Source organism: Sphingobacterium sp. JUb20, assembly GCF_004342035.1.
GTDB lineage: Bacteria > Bacteroidota > Bacteroidia > Sphingobacteriales > Sphingobacteriaceae > Sphingobacterium > Sphingobacterium anhuiense.
Window position 1 is genome coordinate 529135 of the sequence record NZ_SLYV01000002.1, and the last position, 22650, is coordinate 551784.

Consider the following 22650-nt stretch of genomic DNA (forward strand, 5'->3'; position numbering starts at 1 on the left):
GCAGTTGGTAGCTCGTCGGGCTCATAACCCGAAGGTCATCAGTTCGAGTCTGATTCCCGCTACTAAAAGAGTCTGTTGAAAGACACAGACTCCAAGACATTAAAAATACATTGCGGGATGGAGCAGTTGGTAGCTCGTCGGGCTCATAACCCGAAGGTCATCAGTTCGAGTCTGATTCCCGCTACTTGGTAACCCTTTAGTCAAAAGCTAAAGGGTTTATTTTTGTCTTTTATTTTTTCCACCTCCTTCCCGATCCCATTCATTTAATCCTCTAATTGTTACAAAGATTCTTTTTTTAATGAAAGGGATTCATTTTTCTTTATTTGAATATTATATTCAACCTAAAGAGTTTGATAATTAGTGTTTTACTGATTATTAATCAATTTATATGTAGTATTTATTGTTTTTTTAATAAAGTTGTCTAGGCAATATATGCAATCGATTGTTCGGTTTTTGCTCTTTTTTTTTCGATAATATAGATTTAATATTGTGTTTACAAATAGTAAACAACTGACTTAAATACAATATAAAATCATTATTTACAATTATTAAATTAACCTATGAAAAGAAGAGCTACCATACTTTCTTGTGCTTTGTCTTTAGTTATGAGTGCAACTTTTGCACAAAAAATTAAAGTTAAGGGTAATGTTACAGATGATAAGGGAAATCAGTTGTCGGGTGTAACTATTACTGAGAAAGGTACAAGTAATGCTACGGCAACTAATGCTGCGGGAGGATTTGAATTAAATGCAGAAACAGGTAAAATACTTATTTTTAATATTGTGGGATACGAACCCAAGGAGGTGGTTTATACCGGTGGAAATCTGAATATTTCATTAACATCTTCAAATACGGCATTAGATGAAGTTGTTATCGTAGCTTTTGGTACCCAAAAGAAAGCAAATTTAACAGGTTCTGTAGCAACAATTACCCCTAAGCAATTGGCAGATAGACCTGTAACTTCATTGCAGAATGCTTTACAAGGTATATCACCAGGCGTGACAGTCTTGAGTAGACCAGGTGAGGTAGGAAAATCTTCTAGTACGGGCGCGTCAAGTAATTCTGGAGGAATAACTGTACGTGGTAGAACTAATTTAGGTTCACCTTCCCCGATGTTTATTATTGATGGAATTCCAGCAACTAGTGCAGAATTTTCCGCATTGAGTCCAAATGATATCAATAGTATGTCCGTTTTGAAAGATGCTGCTTCAGCATCACTATATGGCTCTCGGGCAGCTAATGGTGTTATTTTAGTAACGACTAAGCGTGGTGGCGGTGACCGAGCTGTCGTCGGTTTTAATGCAAACTACGGGTTTCAAAGTGCAACTTATTTACCAGAATATGCTGATGCTGTAGGTTATGCCGAACTGCATAATAAGGCTATGGTAAATGCGGGAAAAGCTCCTACATTTAAGCAAGAGGTGATCGATAAATTTAAAAATCAAACCGATCCTGATTATTATCCTAATAATGATTGGTATAAAGAGGTTTTGAGAGGTTCTGCTCCTCAGCGTGATTTTGGATTGAATGTAAATGCTCCTGGAAAAATTACAAACTACTATCTTGGCTTAAACTATTTTGATCAAGAATCTTTAGTACCTGGCCGAAAACAGGATCGTATTAACATGAAATTGAATACCAATACGACCGTTATCAAGGATTTGTTAACATTTAACACAAATGTTTCTTTTTTAAAGCAAGATTATGATCGTAATGGTAGTGCTATAAGCTGGGTTGAGATGGGTAGAGCGCTGCCTTTTACCTCAATACGTCAATCAGATGGTTCTTGGGGGTCAATCTCAAATGGAGCTGCTAACGCGACAATCGCAAAAAACAATCAATTGCGCGCCATTACTGAAGGTGGAAGGGGTAATAATAGAGATAATTATTTACAAATGGCTGCCAACGCATCTTTAACTCCGCTTAAAGGTTTGTCAATTGATGGTGCTATATCTTTGAAATATACCAATACAAATTCTTTTGATTTTATAAATCGTACAGATCCTGTTATAAATTTCATTACGAAACAACCCATGGCCTCTACTGTAAATGCAATCAATGAGCTAAAGGAATTTTGGGGTAAACGTCAGGAGTTGATGTTGCAAGGAACAATTAATTATGAGCGTCGATTTGGAGATCATTATGCGAAAGCGACTGTTGGTGCTTCTGAGGAGTCAAATGTATACAGGGAAGCATTTTTAGGTAGACAAAATTTTGTTAACAACGATGCATCAACGATTATTAACGGTAGTTCAGGCGAAATTAGTAAAGATGATAAAGGTCTTGCTAACCGCACAACTCAAGATGAGTGGGCATTGCGTTCTTTTTTTGGCCGATTTAATTATTCGTACCAAGATAAGTATCTCTTTGAAGCAAACATGAGAATGGATTACTCCTCTCGATTTGCTCCGGAAGTTCGTAGAGCAATTTTCCCATCTTTCTCTGCCGGTTGGAATATCAATAAGGAATCTTTTATGCAGGATGTGGAGTGGATTGATTTATTAAAGTTAAGAGGATCTTATGGGACATTGGGCAATCAAGATGCAGTTGCGATAGGTAATTATTATAATCTTTTGGATCGTTATTCTGCTTACAGCTTTGATGGATTAGCAGTTGATGGATTAGAGCAGCAATATGGAGCTAATAGACTTGCGCTCTGGGAAAAAGTTACGATGTCGAATATTGGATTGGACGCTACTTTTTTAGGGGGTAAGTTTAATTTAGTAGCTGATTATTTTGTTAAAAAATCGGAGGATGTACTATTACGACCCGCAACTTTGTCTACATCGGGCTTTGATAAAGATCACACACCATATTATAATCAAGGGACTACGCAAAATAAAGGAATTGAGATTGCATTGACTTACAATGGTAAAGTAGGTGATGAATTTACATATTCGGTATCGGGAAATATCTCGAAGATTAAAAATACCATACTTTCTTTAGGTGATGTAAATGAAATCACCGACGGTTACTACATCAATCGTGTAGGCGGATCTGTTGGTGACTATTATGGTTATAAATCTGATGGATTGTTTACCAATGCGGAAGAGCTAAAGAATGTCAATTATGAAGCAATGGGAGGTACACCAAAATTAGGAGATATCCGATATGTAGATATCAATGGTGATCATAAAATTGATGCAGAGGATCGTACAATCTTAGGTAATGATGTTCCTTGGTTCAATTATGGGTTTAATTTCAGAGCTGCCTATAAAAATTTCGATATTGATGTGTTGACTTATGGAGTTGGTGGAGTTAAAACTTATTTGGATAATGAGGCTTCCTTTCCTTTCTTCAATGGTGCTAACATTAAGAAGAGCTGGTCAAACGGTTGGTCTGAAGAAAATAATGTATCAGATGCTCCATTTCCGAGAATCACATTGACAGGTGATGCTCCTCATAATTATAAAACATCAGATTTTTGGTTGTTTAGTGGTAACTATTTCAGAATTCGTGCGATTACGGTCGGATATACATTTCCTAAAGAAATGTTGAGTAATATCAAGATGTCGCAATTACGCTTCTTTGCTTCATCTAATAACCCATTCACTATTATGGCGGATAAACGTCTTGGTGATTTTGATCCGGAAACTGGTTCGGGAAGAGCAAGTTATCCGGGTGTGAAAACAATTTCTGTTGGTTTAACCGCTAAATTTTAATTTTTAATAGAAAAGCAATGAAAAGACATATATTATATCCCTTATTAGCAACTACACTGTTATTTGGAGCCTGTTCAAAAGATTTTTTAGACCGTACGCCTGTTAACAAGGTTCCTGAGGAAGAATTTTGGCGCACCGAAAATGATGTGAAATTAGCGGTAAACGCTATTTATGGAAAACTATCTGATGGTATGTATGATGATGGAGCTTCAGATTTGGTTCATGCTCAATACCCATGGGAGAGTGCTTCAACAGCAATATCATCAGGTTCACTAGGTGCAGACATCGATGCAGGTTGGAGTTATATTCCAATCCGAACATGTAATTATTTTTTAGAAAATGTAGATAAAGCTGTCATGGATGAAACGCTTAAAGAGCGTTATAAAGCTGAAGTTCGTTTTATTCGTGCTTATCTATATATCCCTATGGTAGAGAAATTTGGTGACATTCCTTTGGTGACTAAGGTTTTGACTAAAGAAGAATCTAATGTTCCTCGCGTTGCGAAGAAGGAAGTACTTGATTTCTTGTTTAAGGAATTACAAGAAGTTTCAGCAAAATTGCCTGCATCATACTCTTCTGAAAAGGGAAGGATTACGAAAGGTGCTGCTTTAGCTTTACAATCGCGATTATATTTGATGGAGAATAATTGGGAGCAGGCAGCACGTACAGCCAAGGAAGTAATGGGCTTAGGGTATGCATTGTTTCAGGCTGGTGCTGAATCAGAATTAAATAAAAAAGATAATTATGCGCAATTTGTTGATTTTGAAAATGCTGATGATGAGAAAAAGTTTCGATTAGGGCTTAGAAGTTATGAAGGTATCTTTCAGGTTGAAAATGAAGGTAACAGTGAAGTGATTTTGGATAGACAATATATTCGTGTCGCTCAATCTCAATTGAATAATACCTTACTAGGAGAAGGTGCTGTAGGTGGCTGGAGTTCTTTAACACCAACACAGAATTTAGTTGATCTTTATGTTAATTTTAAGACGGGAGAATCCATCAAGCCTGTGAGTGCTGAAGTGAGAGCTGCTAATTATGCAAAAGCGGATAAGGCTGATTTTGTAAAGGAGTTTAAAAATCGTGATCCACGTTTTTATGCCTCTATATTATTTGAGACAGCGCCTTGGAATGCTTTAACAAAAGAAGGAGGATATAAGTTTACTTGGAGCAGTGGTAAATCTAATATGTCAATAACAGGATATAATTTTAGAAAATTAGTAGATCCAACATCTAATAGAGATCAGATTGATTCTTATGCTAATGTTATTTTAATTCGTTATGCTGAAGTTTTACTTAACTACGCAGAAGCTCAAAATGAAAAATCTGGACCAGATGCAACAGTTTTTGATGCTTTGGACCAACTTCGTGTTCGTGCAGGTTTGCCTAAAGTCGATCGCGGAGCATATGGAAGTCAAAGTAAGTTAAGGGAATTAATTCGTAATGAGAGAGCTGTTGAATTGGTGTTAGAAGGTGTGCGCTATTATGATATCCGTCGTTGGAAAACCGCTCCTGATGTCATGAAAAATATTTACGATGTAAAAAATGGGCTAGCTCAAGAGCGAATTTGGAATGATAGATTATATCTAATGCCTGTTCCGCAAAGCCAAATTGATTTATCTTATGGAGTTCTGAAACAGAACACAGGTTATTAATTTATTTTAACCCGATTAATAAAAGCAGGTATCTCCACAGGTACCTGCTTTTATTGTTTATTGTGAGACAATAACCGAGCTGTTATTTCATTATGAAGAAGTTTGTATAAGTAGTTTATTTCGGTAGTTTCTGAGGTAACTATATTTTAGTTTTCATAACAATCGTTTGCGTGAATTTATGCAATCGATTTCGTTACGTATTAAATTTATATTAAGTAATCTTTACGCTATTTTGCACTGTATAAATTATGATAATTAACTAATATACTGATTATCTTGAAATTAAGTTTATGAATAAAAGATTTACAAAACCTTTTTTTACGACTAAATTTTACCCGATTACATCTGCCTTAATGTTTGCTCTTGTAGCTCCAAATATGGTGATGGCCAATGATTATGGTAATTTGATTAGCGTAACAAGTAATAGTATGCAGCAGAAAGTTTCTGGTACTGTTACATCAAGTACAGGCCCATTAAGTGGAGTGACTATTTCTGTGAAAGAAAAACCTACTCTTGCGACTTCAACTGATGCCAATGGACGCTATTCTCTTCAAGTTGAAGTTGGTCAAACTTTGATTTTTTCAGCCATTGGATTTAACAAAACTGAAAAACTGGTGGAAGGTGCATTTTTAAATGTGCAGTTACAAGAGTCCAATCAAGCACTTGAAGAAGTTGTAGTTGTAGGTTATGGCACTCAAAAGAAAGAGAGTCTAACAGGAGCGCTACAAGTTGTAAAGGGTGATCAATTGAGAGGTACAACTTCTCCGAATGTGGAGAATATGTTAAATGGAAAAGCTGCTGGTGTTTATGTTGCCCCCGGATCGGGTCAGCCAGGTGCAAAAGGAGGAGTCGTGATTCGTGGTCAAGCTACTTTAAGTGGCACAACTAGTCCGCTCTGGGTCGTAGATGGTGTGATTCTTGGATCTAGTGCTGGAGATTTAAATCCAGATGATATCGCAACATTAACAATTTTGAAAGATGCAGCTTCCACTGCTATTTACGGTTCCCAAGGCGCAAATGGTGTCGTTGTAGTAACGACTAAGAATCCATCTGCAAGCGGCACTTCAATCAATTTTTCTACAAAAATTGGATTCAATCAGCTTACCAATGGTAATATGAAAATGATGAACGGTGCAGAATTGTATGATTATTATGCTTCTTTTGCAAACCAAAGTGCAATCAAATTTCCGCGTTGGAATGCAGATTTAAGAGATAGCAATTTTGACTGGTGGAAAGTAGCTACTCAGCAAGGATTTACGCAAAATCATAATGTTTCGATTCAAAGTGGTACGGAGAAGTTGCAGTCTTACTTGTCATTAGGTTATTATAATGAAGTAGGTGCTGTAAAAGGTTATGAATACGATCGTTATAACTTCCGTATGAATACAGTTTATAAACCTACCACATGGTTGACTGTTAAGCCAACTTTGGTAGGGGCACGTCGTGGAGTGGAAGATAGACAGTATTCTACAACTGCTATGTATTCAAACTTCCCATGGGATAATCCATATGATGCTAATGGTAATTTGGTTGGTCATCGTTCAAGTAGCTGGGTGAATAATGCGACTACCAATTATTTATATGACCTACAATGGGATCATAGTGCCAACACAAATTATGAGTTCAGTGGTAATATGGACTTCGATATCAAATTCACGAATTGGCTAACATTTTCATCCGTTAATAACTATCGTTATAATACGTATAGTGCTGCTGGCTATACTGATCCACGCTCTAATGGTGGAGAAAGTGTAAAAGGTCGTTTAACCGATTATCGTTCGGAATATGCCCGTCGTTATACCAGTCAAATATTAAGATTCAATAAATCATGGGGTAAGCATGCTGTAAATGCTTTAGCTGCCTATGAATTTAATGACTATTGGGATAAAACATTAGATGTGTATGGAACAGGTTTCATTCCTGGTTTTGAAGTTTTAAACGTAGTTTCTAAACCAGAGAGAACTAAAGGAGCAATCAATGAATGGGCGGTTCAATCCATGCTATCGAATGCAAATTATGCTTACGATGGAAAGTATTTAGGACAGCTTTCGTTCCGTCGTGACGGCGCCTCTAATTTTGGTGACAATGCGAAATACGGAAACTTCTTCTCTGTTAGTGGAGGCTGGAACATGAATCGCGAGAGTTGGTTCAATGCATCATGGGTTGATAATTTAAAACTCCGTGCATCTTATGGTTCTGTGGGTAACCGTCCAAGTGAATTATATCCGCAATACAGCTTATATTCTGTATCCTCATCATCGGGCTATAATGAAAACTCTGGAGCTTTAATTTATCGTATTGGAAATAAGAATTTGACTTGGGAGCGGACGTTTACAACAGGTGTTGGATTTGATGCTACGATGTTCAATAATCGAGCTCGTGTAAGTTTTGATTACTACGATAAAAAGACCGATAATATCTTATACAATGTGCCAATTAGTGGATTAACTGGTGTTACTTCTGTGTATAAGAATATTGGAAAGATGCAGAATAGAGGGGTGGAGCTTACTTTAGGAGGTGATATCATTCGTAAAAACGACTTGACATGGAGTTTAGATATTAATATTGGTCACAATAAAAATAAACTGACGCAATTGATCAAGAGTAAAGATGCTAGTGGAAACTATGTCGTTAGACCGCTTATCATTGGTGATGGTTTAGGAATTGCTGGTTCTGCAAGTCGAGTTTTAGAGCCTGGATTACCAGTTGACACTTATTATATGCCGATATGGGCAGGAGTCAATGTAGAAACCGGCGCACCTGAATGGTACAAAGTTGAAACCGATCAAAATGGTAATCAGACACAGGTAAAAACGTCTAAATATGCGGAAGCTACTCTGCAAAAGGCAGGGAAAGCATCTCCAGATCTATTTGGAGGATTCAATACTTCAATAACTTACAAACAATTTGATTTGAATGCTTCGTTTGGCTATTCAATTGGTGGTAAAATCTATAATTATTCTCGTCAAGAATACGATTCTGATGGAACATATACGGATAGAAATCAAATGAAGTTGCAAGATGGTTGGTCTCGTTGGGAAAAACCTGGCGATATAGCAACACATCCGATAGCGAAATATAATAATAACGACAAAGGAAATTCTACTTCTACTCGTTATTTAGAAGATAGTGATTTTTTAAGGTTACGTTCTTTAACCTTGGGATATAATTTGAAATTGCAACAATATCACTTGAAAAATGTACGTGTATTCTTTACGGGTGAAAACTTGTTCACCATTACAAATTATTCAGGTGTAGACCCTGAAATGTCTGTGAATGATTCAGGTGCTGTTTTGGGTTCTGCAGGTCCTGCAATTTATCCCGCAACGCGTAAATTTATGTTTGGTCTTAATGTGACATTTTAGTTAAAAAGTAAGAAAATTTTATGAAAAAGATACTATTTGTTCTCTTGACGGCAGTTACTGTAACTTCATGTAATATCGACCGCTTCCCTTATAGTTCGATGGATTCGGATGTTATTGCAAATAATCCAGATGCGATGATCAATGGTGCTTATGCACAACTGAAAGCATGGTCAGACCCTATGCATCGTGCAGGGGAATATGCAGGAGATAATATGATGATTAGGGGTGCATCAACGGATGCATTTTATGAGTTTATTTCTTATGCGCGTACTCCTAATAATGGACGTTTGTCTAGTTTTTGGGATGCAGGTTATAAAGCGATTGCGCAGACTTCTAATGTGATGAAAATTATTAAAGAGGGAGAAAGTGCTGAAAAAGACAATCAATTGGGAGAGTGTTACTATATCCGTGGGATGATGTATTTCTATTTGGTTCGTGCATATGGACGTCCTTATTATCAAAATCCGGAAACAAATTTAGGCTTGCCCATTGTAAATGGGACACCGGATGACGTATTTGATAATTTACATTTACCAGACCGTTCAACAGTTAAAGAAACTTATGCGCAAGCGATAAGTGATCTGAAGAAAGCGGAGTCTTTGTTGACAATTAATAAAGGTAATATTTATGCATCTAAGGGATCAGCACAAGCGATGTTATCACGTGTGTATTTATATATGAGTGGAACATATCAATCACCTAATGCAGAATATGCAAGATTGTCTGTCGAGTATGCGGATAAGGTAATCAATTCTGGATCTTATTCATTGTTGGAAAGAGAGCGCTTTATGAAATATAATACGTTTACTCCAGAGAATAATAATGAAACTATTTTTGCAATTAAAAGAGTTGCTTCTGAATTCTCAGGTGATGATCATTATTATGGTATAGGTGGAATGTATTCCAATATTGGTGGAATGGGCTGGGGTGAAATGTATGCAAGTGCAAAGTATATCGATTTATTGAATGAAACCGGTCGTAACGATTGGCGTCCAGATAATTACCGGATTGTTGATGCTCGTGCTTCTTTTATAGAGCCTACTTATGCAAAAGATGAAAAAACAGGTAAGTATTCTGAAGTATTTCGTTTTGTAAAAGAAGATGGAGTGAGTACTTTAAACTATGCTCAATTTGTTATTGAGCGAGTTGGAAATACAATCAATGCTGTAGAAGTAATCCCAGAAACAAAAACGGAAAAGGAGAAAAGAACATCTTATGCATTAACTGTAATTGATGTAAGTCAGGGAATTTATAGCTTGACATATAAAGATGGTAAAACCTATAAAGGCGTGCTGGATTACTATATTTCATTAAACCGTGTATATCCACAATTTTATATCACGAAATGTTCTAAAGAGGGCGAAAACTCTCAATTGCATTCTCCTGTAATCAGCCGTTTGGGTGAGATCTATTTAAATAGAGCAGAAGCGCAAGCAAAACTTGGTAATTACAGTGCAGCTTTAGCGGATTTAAATAAAATAAGAACGCGTTCAATTGCGAATGGAGCTTATTCTTCTTTGAATGCATCAAATGCAAATAAATTAATCGATAAAGAGCGTGAATTGGAATTAGCCTTTCAAGCAGAACGCAGTTATGATGTATTCCGTAATGGTGAGGCCTTGACACGTCAATATCCAGGACCGCACAATCAGTCCGAGGTTATTGCTCCGACAGACTTTCGCGTAGTATATTATATTCCACAAAGTGCGATCAATTCTTACCCTGGAGTTTTAACACAAAATCCAACTCAATAGTTTAAGTTTTGATGAATAAAGTAATGGCTTTGCAGTTTTGCAAAGCCATTTTTGTATGCATCTTAGATTATTCCATAATGTTTTCACGCAAACGATTTCATATCGATGCTATTTGCGACATTCGTTTGATAGCGTTATACTTGTTATTACTTTAACCTGATCTCAATTTCTAGAATAACTATGATCTCAAGATTTTTAATTTTATTCGGTATAATGCTTACATTTTGTACAAATGGTATGGCACAGCAAATTTATCCCTTACCACAACAAATAGTCTTGAAAGAAGGGAAATTGCCTTATAACGGTATCCGTTTGCAAGGGAAATTGATTAAACATATTTCATCTCAACTCATTCCATATGTTGATAAGTCTGGTATTCCTGTACGATTTAATAGGTCAAAAAAAGTTGGTTTGGAAGGATATGAACTGTCTATCGATTCAAAAGGAATTCAAGTAAACTATTTGAGCGATCGAGGTGCTTTTTATGCAACACAAACTTTGAGACAGCTTTTGGACCAAGCTAAAAAAACCTCTTTACTGCAGAAGCAGATAATTTATGATTTTCCTGATGTGGCATTTCGTGGTACAGTGGAAGGATTTTATGGTGAGCCATGGAGTTTTCAAGATCGGGTTTCACAGTTGGAATTTTATGGGAAATGGAAAATGAATACCTATCTATATGGCCCCAAAGATGATCCTTATCATTCCTCTCCTAATTGGCGTGAACCTTATCCGCAGGATGAAGCGAAGCGTTTAAGAGATTTAGTGCGCATTGCAAATGAAAATGAAGTTGATTTTTACTGGGCCATTCATCCAGGGAAGGATATTAAATGGAATAAAGAGGATAGCTTGGCTGTCTTGCGTAAGTTCGATTTAATGTATGAGATGGGAGTGCGTCATTTTGCTGTATTTTTTGATGATATCTCCGGTGAAGGAACAAAGGCTGAAAAGCAAGCCGGATTATTGAATTATCTTCAAAAAGAGTTTGTAGAAAAAAAACACGATGTAGGTGCATTGATCATGTGTCCGACAGAGTATAATAAATTATGGTCAAATCTTGAACCGAATTCCTATTTGGATATTCTGGGTGATCAACTGAACAAAAAAGTGGAGATCATGTGGACTGGTAATTCAGTTATTCATGATATTACAAAAGAAGGTCAGGTCTGGGTCAATAATCGTATTAAACGGTCATCATTCGTTTGGTGGAATTTTCCAGTAAGCGATTATGTTCGTAATCATTTATTATTAGGGCCGGTTTATGGATTAGATAAAGATATTAAAAGTGATATGTCGGGTTTTGTTACTAATCCGATGGATAAAGCTGAGACTTCTAAAGTCGCTATTTTTTCAGTTGCTGATTATTCTTGGAATATCCGTTCCTTTGACTCAAATACTTCTTGGATACGTGCTATACATGAAATATTACCTGAAATAGAAATGTCATACGCATTGTTTTCAAAGCATAATACAGATCCAGGACCGAGTTATCATCAATATCGACGTATTGAATCTGACGGTATAAGTGGGGCGATTGATAGTTTATTAGTTGTAACGCCACAATTAACTGCTTTCCCAATAGTTTCATCGGGGGTGGATATCGCATTATTAAAAGCTGAGTTTTCTAAATTTGCGCCTGCTGTAAAGGAGATTTTGGATAATTCCAGCAATCAAAAATTAGTGACAGAAATAAAACCTTGGTTATTACATTTTTCAAGCTTAGGCAAAGCAAGTTTATCATTATTAGATATACTAAATTCGAAGGATGATCAGGAGGCTTACACGCATTTTCTGAAATTGCAAATAGAGCGTAATAATATGGTCGATATTGACAGAAATAATAATCGGAATCCGTATCAACCAGGTATTGTTACAGGAAGTCGACATATTTTACCTTGGGTGGAGAAATCATATTTTCATTTTGCACAATTATTCCGAAATAAAGGTTTTTCAGTACCGCAAGCTGTTGATCAAGCTAGTGGTAAAGTAATTGCAAGTTTAGCTCCCTTAAAAGCTTTACCTGTATTGAATGATGTGATCACAGGTAATAAGCCACAACAGTTACTGAAATTAAGTCCAATCTTGGAGGTTATTAAATTGAATCCTAAGGATGTTATAGGAATGGAGATTGTTTCTTCACAATTTATAAAAGAGGTACATTATGAAGTAATCCCGAAACAAGAATTTCTGAAATTAGAATTTAGTGAAGACGGAGAGAATTGGTCAATATCTAAATCGGCTAAATCTAAATTAGCACGACTTATTAACTTGACAGATCATGTTATTGACATTAAGATTCAAAAATTTGAATTGGTATTGCAGTAATTTCATTTAAAAGAAGTTTTGATACAGACCTCTGTTATTTAGCTGGGGCTTTTCTGTTGAAACCCTATGCCAGATATAGTATAATAACGCTAGAGGATAAACGGAATTTCTACTCTAAAATTTTGTAATGGATCACAAGTCTGTTTAACCATAATACCGGATCGTTGTTGTTAGTTTGAAAAAATAGTAGAGATTACGATAAGATTAGATTGATTTTCAAAAATACCAGGTATATTGTGTAACTTTGCCCACTGAGTTAAATTGTATTTAAATAAGTTGCCGTGAGGTAACGAGAATAATATATAGTAAAAATATGGCAAATATTGTTGCAATTGTAGGTCGTCCAAATGTTGGGAAATCCACGCTTTTTAATCGTCTGACGGAGAGTAGAAAAGCTATTGTTGATGACTTTAGTGGAGTGACGCGCGACCGTCACTATGAAACGGCAGAATGGATTGGGAAAAAGTTTACAGTAATTGATACTGGTGGGTTTGTACATGGATCGGATGATGTTTTTGAAGAAGCAATTCGTGACCAGGTTCATATCGCAATAGAAGAAGCATCCGCGATCATTTTTATGGTTGATGTAACAACAGGTATTACGGATTTAGATGATGAGATCGCAGATCTTTTGAGAAGAAGCTCTAAACCGGTATATGTTGCTGCAAACAAAGTTGACCACGCTAAATTACACCATGACTCTGTCGAGTTTTATGCTTTTGGTTTAGGTGAAATTTATAATATTTCTTCTGCTACGGGGTCTGGAACAGGAGAATTATTGGATGCTGTAGTTTCAACTTTTGAAGACGAAGAGGAAGATGATACCACATTACCGAAATATACAATCGTAGGTCGTCCGAACGTAGGTAAATCTTCTTTAACAAATGCTTTGTTAGGTGTTGATCGTAATATTGTAACACCTGTTGCAGGTACGACACGCGATTCGATTCGTATTCATTATAAGCAATTTGGACATGAATTCTTATTGATTGATACAGCAGGTTTGAGACGTAAATCTAAGGTAAACGAAGATATTGAGTTTTACTCTGTGATGCGTACAATTAAAGCATTAGAGGATTCGGATGTTGTCCTTTTAATGTTAGATGCAAATGATGGAATTGAAGCACAGGATATCAATATTTTCCATTTGGCAGAAAAAAATAGAAAAGGTATTGTGATCATTGTCAATAAATGGGATACCATTGATAAAGACAATAAAACGATGAAAGAGTTTGAAGCTCGAATCAAAGAAAAAATTGCTCCTTTTACAGATATACCTATTGTCTTTACTTCGGTTACTGAAAAACAACGTATTTTCAAGGCGCTAGAAGTAGCAGCAAAAGTTTATGAGAATAAAACGAAAAAAATACCTACTTCAAAATTAAACGAAGTGATGCTGCAGGTGATTGAAAATTATCCGCCACCAGCTTTAAAGGGTAAATATATCAAGGTAAAATACGTAACGCAATTACCAGGACGTACACCTATGTTTGCATTCTTCTGTAACTTACCACAGTATGTAAAAGATCCGTACAAACGTTATATCGAAAATAAATTACGTGAGCACTTCGATTTTGAAGGTGTTCCAATTCAAATATATTTTAGACAAAAATAGAAACAGCTATTTTCTAGACATGGAAAACAATCTTCATTTATACAATACGTTAACACGTAAGAAAGAAAAATTCCAACCATTACATCCCTCTTTAGTAGGGATGTATGTTTGTGGGCCTACCGTATACAGTGATGTTCACTTAGGAAATTGTCGGACTTTTGTGTCATTTGATTTGATATTTCGTTATTTAAAACATCTCGGATTTAAAGTCCGTTATGTCCGTAATATTACCGATGCAGGCCATTTGGAAGGGGATAATGATGAAGGTGATGATAAGTTTGCTAAAAAGGCAAAATTGGAGCAATTGGAACCGATGGAGATTGTTCAAAAATATACTCTTGGTTTCCACGATGTGCTTCGTCTTTTTAATACTTTACCTCCAAGTATAGAACCGACCGCTACAGGACATATTTCTGAGCAGATTGAAATGGTCCAAAAGATCATTGCTAATGGCTATGCTTATGAGGTAGATGGGACTGTATATTTTGATGTAGAGAAATATGTGAAAGATTATGATTATACTATTCTGACTAATCGTAAGCTGGAAGATATGTTGAATAATACACGTGAGCTTGGTGGCCAAGATGAAAAACATGGCCGTCTGGATTTTGCATTATGGATCAAAGCTAAGCCGGAACATATTATGCGCTGGCCTTCACCTTGGAGTGTGGGATTTCCAGGTTGGCATATTGAATGTTCGGCGATGAGCCGTAAATATTTAGGCGATCAGTTTGATATTCATGGTGGAGGTATGGATTTAGCCGCAACACATCATACCAACGAAATAGCCCAGTCTGAAGCATGTAATCATACTGCACCTGCCAAATACTGGATGCATACAAATATGTTGACGGTAAATGGAGCACGTATGTCTAAATCTTCAGGAAATGGCTTTTTACCTCATCAGCTGTTTACCGGTGATCACCCTCTGTTAGAACGTGGATATTCACCTATGGCTGTTCGTTTCTTTATGTTACAAGCACATTATAGAAGCACATTGGATTTCTCGAATGAGGCACTTGATGCTGCAGATAAAGGGTTCAAACGTCTTATGACAGCCGTTAATCTATTGGATAAGCTGAAACCTTCAAAAGGTAAGTCTGCTGTTGATGTAGCTGATTTACGGGCGAAATGTTATGCTGCTATGGATGATGATTTCAATAGCCCTATCTTAATTGCAGAATTGTTTGAAGTCGTTCGTTCGATAAATTCTATTTACGATGGAAAAGCCACTATCAGCACTGCTGATCTAGAAGAGTTAAGAGCATTTGTACAACATTTTGTTTTTGATATTCTAGGCTTACAAGATGATCAATTATCGAGCAATGATAATGTGGATGAAATTATGGCTATTGTGATCAAATTACGTGACGGAGCTAAGCAAAATAAAGATTTTGCTACATCTGATCGTATTCGTGAGGAACTTAATGCTATCGGTATTCAACTAAAAGATAGCAAAGATGGAACGCTTTGGAATAAGATTTGATAGTTAGTGTCCAATTAAAATAAAGACATTACATGAATATATGGAATAAAATGTCGGCAATAGTTTTCATGAGTGCCTTTTCAGCACAAGTGTATGCACAGATTCCCGATAAAGTAGGTAGTTTAATCAATGCCGACAAAGAGGCTGCATTGATTTCTAAGACAACTACTCCGCATCAGGCTTTTCTGTCGATTGTCGATAAAGAGTCTAAATTTTTTGTTCCTTCCGAGGTCAATGCTTTAGATTATCTTAATAACAGGCCGAATATACCCGATGTACTAACTTGGGAACCAGCGCTAGCTATGGTTTCGAAAAGTCAAGAATTTGGCGTTACTACTGGTCCTATGGAATTTCAGAAAGTAGGAGCGAGAAAGCGTTTTGGACAGTACTTAACGGTTTGGAAAAGAAATAAAAAAGGTAAGTGGCTGGTGGATATTCGTGCTGAAGTCGAAAATTTTGGCAATAAGGAAAATTCTGAACTGGAGTTTTATGAACCTAGTGAAGCTTGGTATTTGAAGCACCGTTCTCAGGTACGTTTAGATCAACGTAAAGAGATTGTTTTTGAAACCGATAAGCTTTTGTCAACGGTTCTTAAGGCTGATAATCAGGCGGGTTATAAAGAGTTTTTGAATGAAGATGCAAGATTTCTTTTTCCTTGGATACAACCGATAGAGGGTAAAAAAGAAATATTAGCATATTTAAAGAAATCCCGTATTAATATTCTAACTACTCCTGAAAAAGTAGGTAGAGCATATAGCGGTGAATATGCATATTCATTCGGTACTGCAACTGTCAATATTAAGGATAAGGTCGTTAAATACAATTATATCCGTATTTGGAAGTTGAGTGAACTCGCTAAGGATGATGTATCGAAAGCAAATTGGAATATACTTGTAGAAATGATGTTTGAAAGATAATATTTTTTCACATTATTTATAAAATAGAAAGGGCTTCAAAATTAATTTTGAAGCCCTTTCTATTTTATCTTATCCGATCAACTATTTTTTAGAGATCCAAACTTTAAGTTCATTACAGTCTTTAAAGTCATCGGCAATATTGATATATGTGTTCTCTCTCTTAGATTCAAACCAGGTATTCAATTTGCGGTTTACTTTATCTTGACGTGCAGCTTCTTTGATTTTTACAAAATCCTCATCTAAGTTTGCTTTATGAGGAGCAATACGTGATTTTAAATAATTGAATCGTAGACCAATTTCACCTGTACGATCTGTAAATTGTGCCGGTTTAGAATATTCTCCAGGTTTTAATGGATCTATAGCTTGAAATACAGAAGCTTCTAATTTATCTACAGGTATTAATGTTGAACGGCTTTCCCCTTCTTGGTTAAGGACCATTCCCCCATTGAATTTAGATTCTTCACTGTCAGAGTTAGTTGTTGCTGCATGATAAAAATCCAATTTCCCTGTTGTCACTAAGTTGTAAATGCTATCCATCTTTGCTTGGGTACGCTCAATACTAGCAGCTGTTGGTTTAAATTTAATCAAAATATGCCTAACATGCACTTCTTCTCCACGTCTTTCTAATACTTGTAAAAAGTGGAAGCCATACTTTGTTTCAAAAACAGGAGAAACATCACCCGCTTTTAATTTAAAAGCCATTGCAGCAAATTCCTTAACCCAGTTATCTCGTGTATTAAAACCTAAATCACCACCGTAAGGAGCAGATCCATCTTCAGAATATAAACGTGCAACTGTACCAAAATCAGAACCATCTGTAACCTGTTTGCGAAGTCCCTCTGCTTTTGCTTTAAACTCAGCTTTCTCGTCAACAGTTAGTTTGGGGAACATAACAATTTCACCAATTTCTACTTCTGTATTAAAATAAGGTAGACTATCGGTATTTAATCCTTCAAAATAGCGTTTTACCTCTATAGGTGTAACGTCCACTTTTTGAACAATATTCTGACGCATTTTATTTGCTTTCAATTGCTCATATATACTAGGACGCATATCTTCTTTGTATTGCAACAGAGATCTGTTTAAGAATTTTTCTAATCTTTCTTGACCACCTGCTTGTTGAGACATATAGCGTAGTCGGCTGTTTAGGTTATCATCAACTTCAGTTTCGCCCACTTCGATGGAGTCAATTACCGCTTGTTGAGAAAGTAATTTCTGTGTTAACAACTGTTGCAGCATTTCACATTTGAAATCTGCATTTGGTTTATTACCCCCTGAAAGATATTGTGCATACTGCATATCAACATCTGATTGTAAAATAATACCAGATCCTACTGTCGCAACTACTCGATCGATTACTTGTTTTTGAGCAAATACTGTTTGTGCTGTCACAAATACCAATAATAGCAACGTATATAAGTTTTTTTTCATTAGAATAATATGTCTTTTAATGGTGATGAAGCTATCATGAGCTGGTTACTACTCGCGGTTTGTAAGCTATTGTAAGCCCATGATGGTTTCATTCGTGGAATGTAATTTAAATGCTTTTTAAAAATATAACTGTTCAAACTTAAAGTTCTGAAAGCTTGCACAAAATTATTAGAATATATTAATTATTCTTAATTTTATTTGAATATTATTTCCGAGGTCTTATCCCGTTTATATGCTTATTATGAATAATAACATATTGAACGGCTCTGGAACAGCTAAAATAAGTATTTACAAGGTAGTAAAAGTAGTTTTAACCAAATTTAACACTACATTTTCCCACAAAATTTTAATTTTGAAATCATGAAAAAAATTATACTTTTTATTTTGACCTGTTTTCCTTTTTTTGGTTGGTCGCAAAACATTTCCATGTTTGTAGGTACTTATACCTCTAACACCGAAAGTAAAGGAATCTATGCATTTGATTTTAATGTAAAAACGGGTGAAATAGCGCTAGTATCGACCACTCCATTAGTGGATCCCTCTTTTCTAGCTCGAAAGGATAATATTTTATATGCCGTTAGTGAGCAGGGAAATAATAAAGGAAGTTTAACTGCCTATTCTTATAACAAAGGTAAATTTACAATCTTAAATACAGTTCCTACAAAAGGAGATGCACCATGTCATGTTTCTGTAAGTCCTTATAAAAACCTGATCACAGCTTCTAATTATAGTGGTGGCTCTTTTGTACTTTACGGATTAGAACCCAATGGTGTTATCGGTAATCTAAAAGATTTTGTTCAACATGAAGGTAAAGGCGTTGACAAAGCTAGACAAGAAGGTCCTCATGTACATTCTGCGTTCTTCTCAAAAAAAGGCAATGAACTTTTTGTACAAGATTTAGGTCTAGATCAAATTTCGATCTATAAATTAATTGATCCAAAATCAAAGGATGTTAAATTAGGTACAGATCCTGCAGAAGTATTCTCTTCAGCAGGTGGTGGTCCTCGACATATTGCCTTTGATAAGAAAGAAAAGCATATGTATGTCGTACTCGAAATGACAGCAGACATTGCTGTATACAAACGGGATGGACAAGATTGGTTATTTGATCAATCTGTTAATATTAATCCTGATGGGTTTACAGGGAAAAATGGTGCCGCTGATATCAAAGTCTCTCCGGACGGAAAATTTCTGTATGCATCAAACAGAGGTGATGCTAATACCATTGGAATTTTCGCTATTGCTAAAGACGGAAAATTGACTAAAATAGCAAATCAGGGTACATCCGGAAAAGGACCGCGCAATTTTAATTTTAGCCCTGACGGTAAATTCCTATTAGTAGCCAATCAAACAAGTAACCAAATTATAACTTTTAGCAGGGATGAAAAAACAGGACTTCTAAAAGAGACTGGAAAACCACTTCGTGTTCCTGCTCCAGTTTGTATTATTTTTTAGTGGTATCATCTGTTGATGAAGAGTCGTCAGGATTACTTTTTAATTCATGTGTCTCTTCATCATACATACCTTCCAACTCATCTGTAATTGTTCCTTTCCACAATTTAATACCCGTTATATAGGCAACCCTTCCAATCATATGTGCCGCAACTGGAGCTGTTAGTACTAAAAAGAACGCGATCGCTATCGTTTTAGTTGTTACAGAAACGTCTGGAAAGACAATTGCGGCACAAAGCAAAAGCAAACCAACACCAAGAGTTGCAGCTTTAACCGTAACAGAAAGTCGTAAATAAAAGTCAGGCATTCTTAGGATGCCAATGGAAGCAAAAAGAATCGCTAAGGCGCCGATGGTACTCAGCACTGCAATAATAATATCAGTCATTATAGTCTTGTTTTTCTAAATAATAGGCAAAAGCAATTGTTCCTAAAAAGGCAATCAGGGCAAGTATCATGGCCACGTCAAGAAAAATTTCTTGAGATGTGGTGATACTATAGACCGTAATAATCCCAATACCTGTGGTAATGATTAGATCTAGAGCAATAACCCTATCGGCCACATCGGGTCCTTTGAAAAGACGTATAAATGTAATTACTGTAGACAAAATTAATATGGGCAGAATCACATAATCTAAATATTCAGTTAAGCTCATCTCAAAATTTCTAAAAGTTTGCGTTCAACATTGTTTTTCAACTCTGTCATGAATTTTTGTTTATCATGTAGGTACATGACATGGATATATAAAATCTTTTTGTCTTCGCTGATATCCAGGATTAATGTTCCCGGTGTTAGTGAAATAAAGGTAGAAAGTAAGTTAATCTCAAAATCAGACTTAGCATCCATCTTGTATTTTACAATTCCAGGTTTAAAAAAATACTTAGGTGTGATCACGTCGTAAGCCACTTGCAGATTAGCTATAATCATTTGATACAAAAAGAAAAATAGAAAGCTAATCGTTTTTGGGACACGATAAAAATAACGCTGATCAACTTCATTTCGGTTCATGACCCATAGAATGAAGAAACCAAGTAAGAAGCCAAAAAGAAAATTCGTATAATACATCGAACCTGTTAATGCTACCCAGATAAAAGAAAGCAGCAGGTTCATTAAAAACTGTTTGATCATATTTTACTTTATTTACCTAATACTGCTTGAATATAAGGTTTGGTGTTTAACATTTCTGATGATATGCGGTCCGCTACCTGAATAATACTTTCTGCATTGAGTCCGATATATAAGGAGCTAGCTGCAAGTATACAGATAGGTAAAATCAATGCGACCTTTCGAATACCTATCAGGTCTTTAAATTTGTCCTCAATTGCATCGGGGTCTTGTGGTTTTTTCCAAAACACTTCCGACCAAAATTTTGCGAGTACAAATAAAGTCATGAAGCTACCTAGTATAAGGGCTCCTGCATAAAAGTAATGTTCTGTTTGAAAAGCGCCCTGCAATAGATATATTTTCGGCCAAAATCCGGACAAGGGTGGTATACCTGCCAGTGAAAACAGTACTATGGCAATCAGCAATGAAATTTTTGGATATTCAGCGTACAATCCACCCAATTTTTTCATATCCATAGATCCTCTCATTTGACGGATCAATCCGGCGATTAAGAAGATGTTTGTTTTAACCATGATATCATGAATTAAATAAAATACAGCCCCGAGAATTGCCAACTTGCTATAAATACCTAATCCCCCTATCATAAATCCGATATGACATACGATGAGGTAAGAAAATAGCCGTCTTATATTGGTCTTGATCAATACACCGAATGCACCTGTTAAAATGGTCAAAATTGCCAATACTACCAACAGATTCCGAATAAATTCATTCGGAATAAAAATTAAGGTAAAGACACGGAATAAGGCATATATACCTACCTTAGTGAGTAGCCCACCAAATATAGCTGCTACAGCAGAAGGAGGTGTGTGATAGGATGATGGCAACCAGAAGTAAAGCGGGAAAATCGCAGACTTGATGCCAAATCCAATTAAAAAGAAAGTAGCAGTAATATCAACTATTGCACGGTTTTCAATCTTGGGAACTATAAGTGCTAGATCGGCCATATTTAAAGATCCCGATATACCATAAAGAATACCGATTCCAGTTAAGAAGAAAGTAGAAGCGAGTATATTCATCGCCATATACTTTACAGCGCCCTCTAATTGTGCTTTCCGACCTCCCAGGGTCATTAATACAAAGGATGAAATAATAATAACTTCAAAAAATACGTAAAGATTGAAAATATCTCCGGTTAAAAATGCGCCATTTAATCCCATCACTAAAAAGTGGAAGATAGGGAAGTAACCGTAGAGTATGCGTTGCCGGCCGATACCTGTTGCAGAGAAAATAGATACTGCTAAAGTCGCTATCGCTGTGAGCAGAACTAAAGTGGAGCTTAATAAATCTGCTACAAATACAATTCCGAAAGGAGCCTCCCAATTGGCCGCATGCATAATGAGTATGTCTCCATTAAATACTTTAGCAAATAATTTGATGGCAAAAATTAAACTTATGAAACTGCCGCCAATGCTGAGGATACGTTGTGGACCTGTTTTTCTCCAAAAACCTAACTGTATGATTGCAGTAAATAAATGTACAAGTACTGTTGCTATAATTTGATTATCAATCATATATCTTCGTCTTCGGGTGTGTTTAAGTTGTCTAGATCGTCCGTGTTAATTAGTGCATATACACGTTTTAAGAGTACAATAGCAAAGGAAGTTAAGCCGAAGCTAATGACAATGGCGGTTAAAATTAATGCCTGAGGTATTGGATCTGCATATATATCTTGAAAGACTTTCAATCCATCTCTAATGATCGGCGGTTTTCCTTTGGTGATATTACCCAAGAGAAATATCAAAATATTGGTGCCGTTTCCAAGTAGCATGATTCCTAGAAGTAGCTTAACCATACTTCTTCTTAAAATAAGATATATGCCTGTCGCATATAATACGCCTATGAGTAAAATAAGTAGTATTTCCATG

15 protein-coding genes and 1 tRNA gene are annotated in these 22650 nt (G+C 36.1%); 10 read left to right on the forward strand and 6 right to left on the reverse strand.

Annotation, left to right across the window (positions count from 1 at the left end; genetic code table 11):
• Positions 1–111: 111 nt before the first annotated feature.
• From EDF66_RS05405 to EDF66_RS05445, 9 genes are all read left to right on the forward strand, one after another.
• Positions 112–184: transfer RNA gene (locus EDF66_RS05405), tRNA-Met, on the forward strand.
• Positions 185–560: 376 nt separating this feature from the next.
• Positions 561–3662 (forward strand): SusC/RagA family TonB-linked outer membrane protein, encoded by a 3102-nt coding sequence (locus EDF66_RS05410; protein ID WP_132841108.1) that lies wholly within the window; start codon positions 561–563, stop codon positions 3660–3662.
• A gap of 17 nt (positions 3663–3679) precedes the next feature.
• A complete protein-coding gene (locus EDF66_RS05415; protein WP_132841109.1) occupies positions 3680–5314 on the forward strand; it encodes a RagB/SusD family nutrient uptake outer membrane protein in 1635 nt (544 codons plus the stop codon).
• A 290-nt stretch (positions 5315–5604) separates the two neighbouring features.
• Positions 5605–8679: a SusC/RagA family TonB-linked outer membrane protein gene (locus tag EDF66_RS05420; RefSeq protein ID WP_132841111.1), complete on the forward strand. Its 3075-nt coding sequence runs from the start codon at positions 5605–5607 to the stop codon at positions 8677–8679.
• 20 nt (positions 8680–8699) lie between these two features.
• Positions 8700–10433, forward strand: a complete 1734-nt coding sequence (locus tag EDF66_RS05425) for a RagB/SusD family nutrient uptake outer membrane protein (RefSeq protein WP_132841112.1) — start codon at positions 8700–8702, stop codon at positions 10431–10433.
• A 237-nt stretch (positions 10434–10670) separates the two neighbouring features.
• Entirely contained in the window at positions 10671–12758 is a 2088-nt protein-coding gene (locus tag EDF66_RS05430; protein WP_165902373.1) for a beta-N-acetylhexosaminidase family protein, read from the forward strand.
• Between the two features lie 313 nt (positions 12759–13071).
• The gene (gene der / locus EDF66_RS05435) at positions 13072–14373 is read left to right on the forward strand and encodes a ribosome biogenesis GTPase Der (protein ID WP_132841116.1); all 1302 of its coding nucleotides are present in this window, start codon (positions 13072–13074) and stop codon (positions 14371–14373) included.
• A gap of 19 nt (positions 14374–14392) precedes the next feature.
• The gene (gene cysS / locus EDF66_RS05440) at positions 14393–15859 is read left to right on the forward strand and encodes a cysteine--tRNA ligase (RefSeq protein ID WP_132841117.1); all 1467 of its coding nucleotides are present in this window, start codon (positions 14393–14395) and stop codon (positions 15857–15859) included.
• Positions 15860–15891: 32 nt separating this feature from the next.
• Positions 15892–16776: a DUF4440 domain-containing protein gene (locus EDF66_RS05445; RefSeq protein ID WP_132841119.1), complete on the forward strand. Its 885-nt coding sequence runs from the start codon at positions 15892–15894 to the stop codon at positions 16774–16776.
• 81 nt (positions 16777–16857) lie between these two features.
• On the opposite strand, the gene EDF66_RS05450 is transcribed toward EDF66_RS05445, so the two are convergent.
• Positions 16858–18207, reverse strand: a complete 1350-nt coding sequence (locus EDF66_RS05450) for a peptidylprolyl isomerase (protein WP_132841121.1) — start codon at positions 18205–18207, stop codon at positions 16858–16860.
• Between the two features lie 360 nt (positions 18208–18567).
• Between EDF66_RS05450 and EDF66_RS05455 the strand changes: the two genes are divergently transcribed.
• Entirely contained in the window at positions 18568–19662 is a 1095-nt protein-coding gene (locus tag EDF66_RS05455) for a lactonase family protein (protein ID WP_132841123.1), read from the forward strand.
• Here EDF66_RS05455 and mnhG read toward each other — a convergent pair.
• The 5 genes from mnhG to EDF66_RS05480 are packed head-to-tail and all read right to left on the reverse strand — an operon-like array spanning position 19652 to position 22649.
• The gene (mnhG, locus tag EDF66_RS05460) at positions 19652–20044 is read right to left on the reverse strand and encodes a monovalent cation/H(+) antiporter subunit G (protein WP_132841125.1); all 393 of its coding nucleotides are present in this window, start codon (positions 20042–20044) and stop codon (positions 19652–19654) included. The genes EDF66_RS05455 and mnhG overlap by 11 nt on opposite strands.
• Positions 20037–20312 carry a cation:proton antiporter gene (locus EDF66_RS05465; RefSeq protein WP_021191305.1) on the reverse strand — a complete coding sequence of 92 codons (276 nt, stop codon included), beginning with the start codon at positions 20310–20312 and terminating at the stop codon, positions 20037–20039. Before EDF66_RS05465 ends, mnhG begins: the two co-directional genes overlap by 8 nt.
• Positions 20309–20785 carry a Na+/H+ antiporter subunit E gene (locus tag EDF66_RS05470; RefSeq protein ID WP_021191306.1) on the reverse strand — a complete coding sequence of 159 codons (477 nt, stop codon included), beginning with the start codon at positions 20783–20785 and terminating at the stop codon, positions 20309–20311. The genes EDF66_RS05465 and EDF66_RS05470 overlap by 4 nt, the downstream gene beginning before the upstream one ends.
• An 8-nt stretch (positions 20786–20793) precedes the next feature.
• Entirely contained in the window at positions 20794–22296 is a 1503-nt protein-coding gene (locus tag EDF66_RS05475) for a proton-conducting transporter membrane subunit (protein WP_132841127.1), read from the reverse strand.
• Positions 22293–22649 (reverse strand): Na+/H+ antiporter subunit C, encoded by a 357-nt coding sequence (locus EDF66_RS05480; protein WP_021190426.1) that lies wholly within the window; start codon positions 22647–22649, stop codon positions 22293–22295. The genes EDF66_RS05475 and EDF66_RS05480 overlap by 4 nt, the downstream gene beginning before the upstream one ends.
• Between the last annotated feature and the right edge of the window lies 1 nt (position 22650).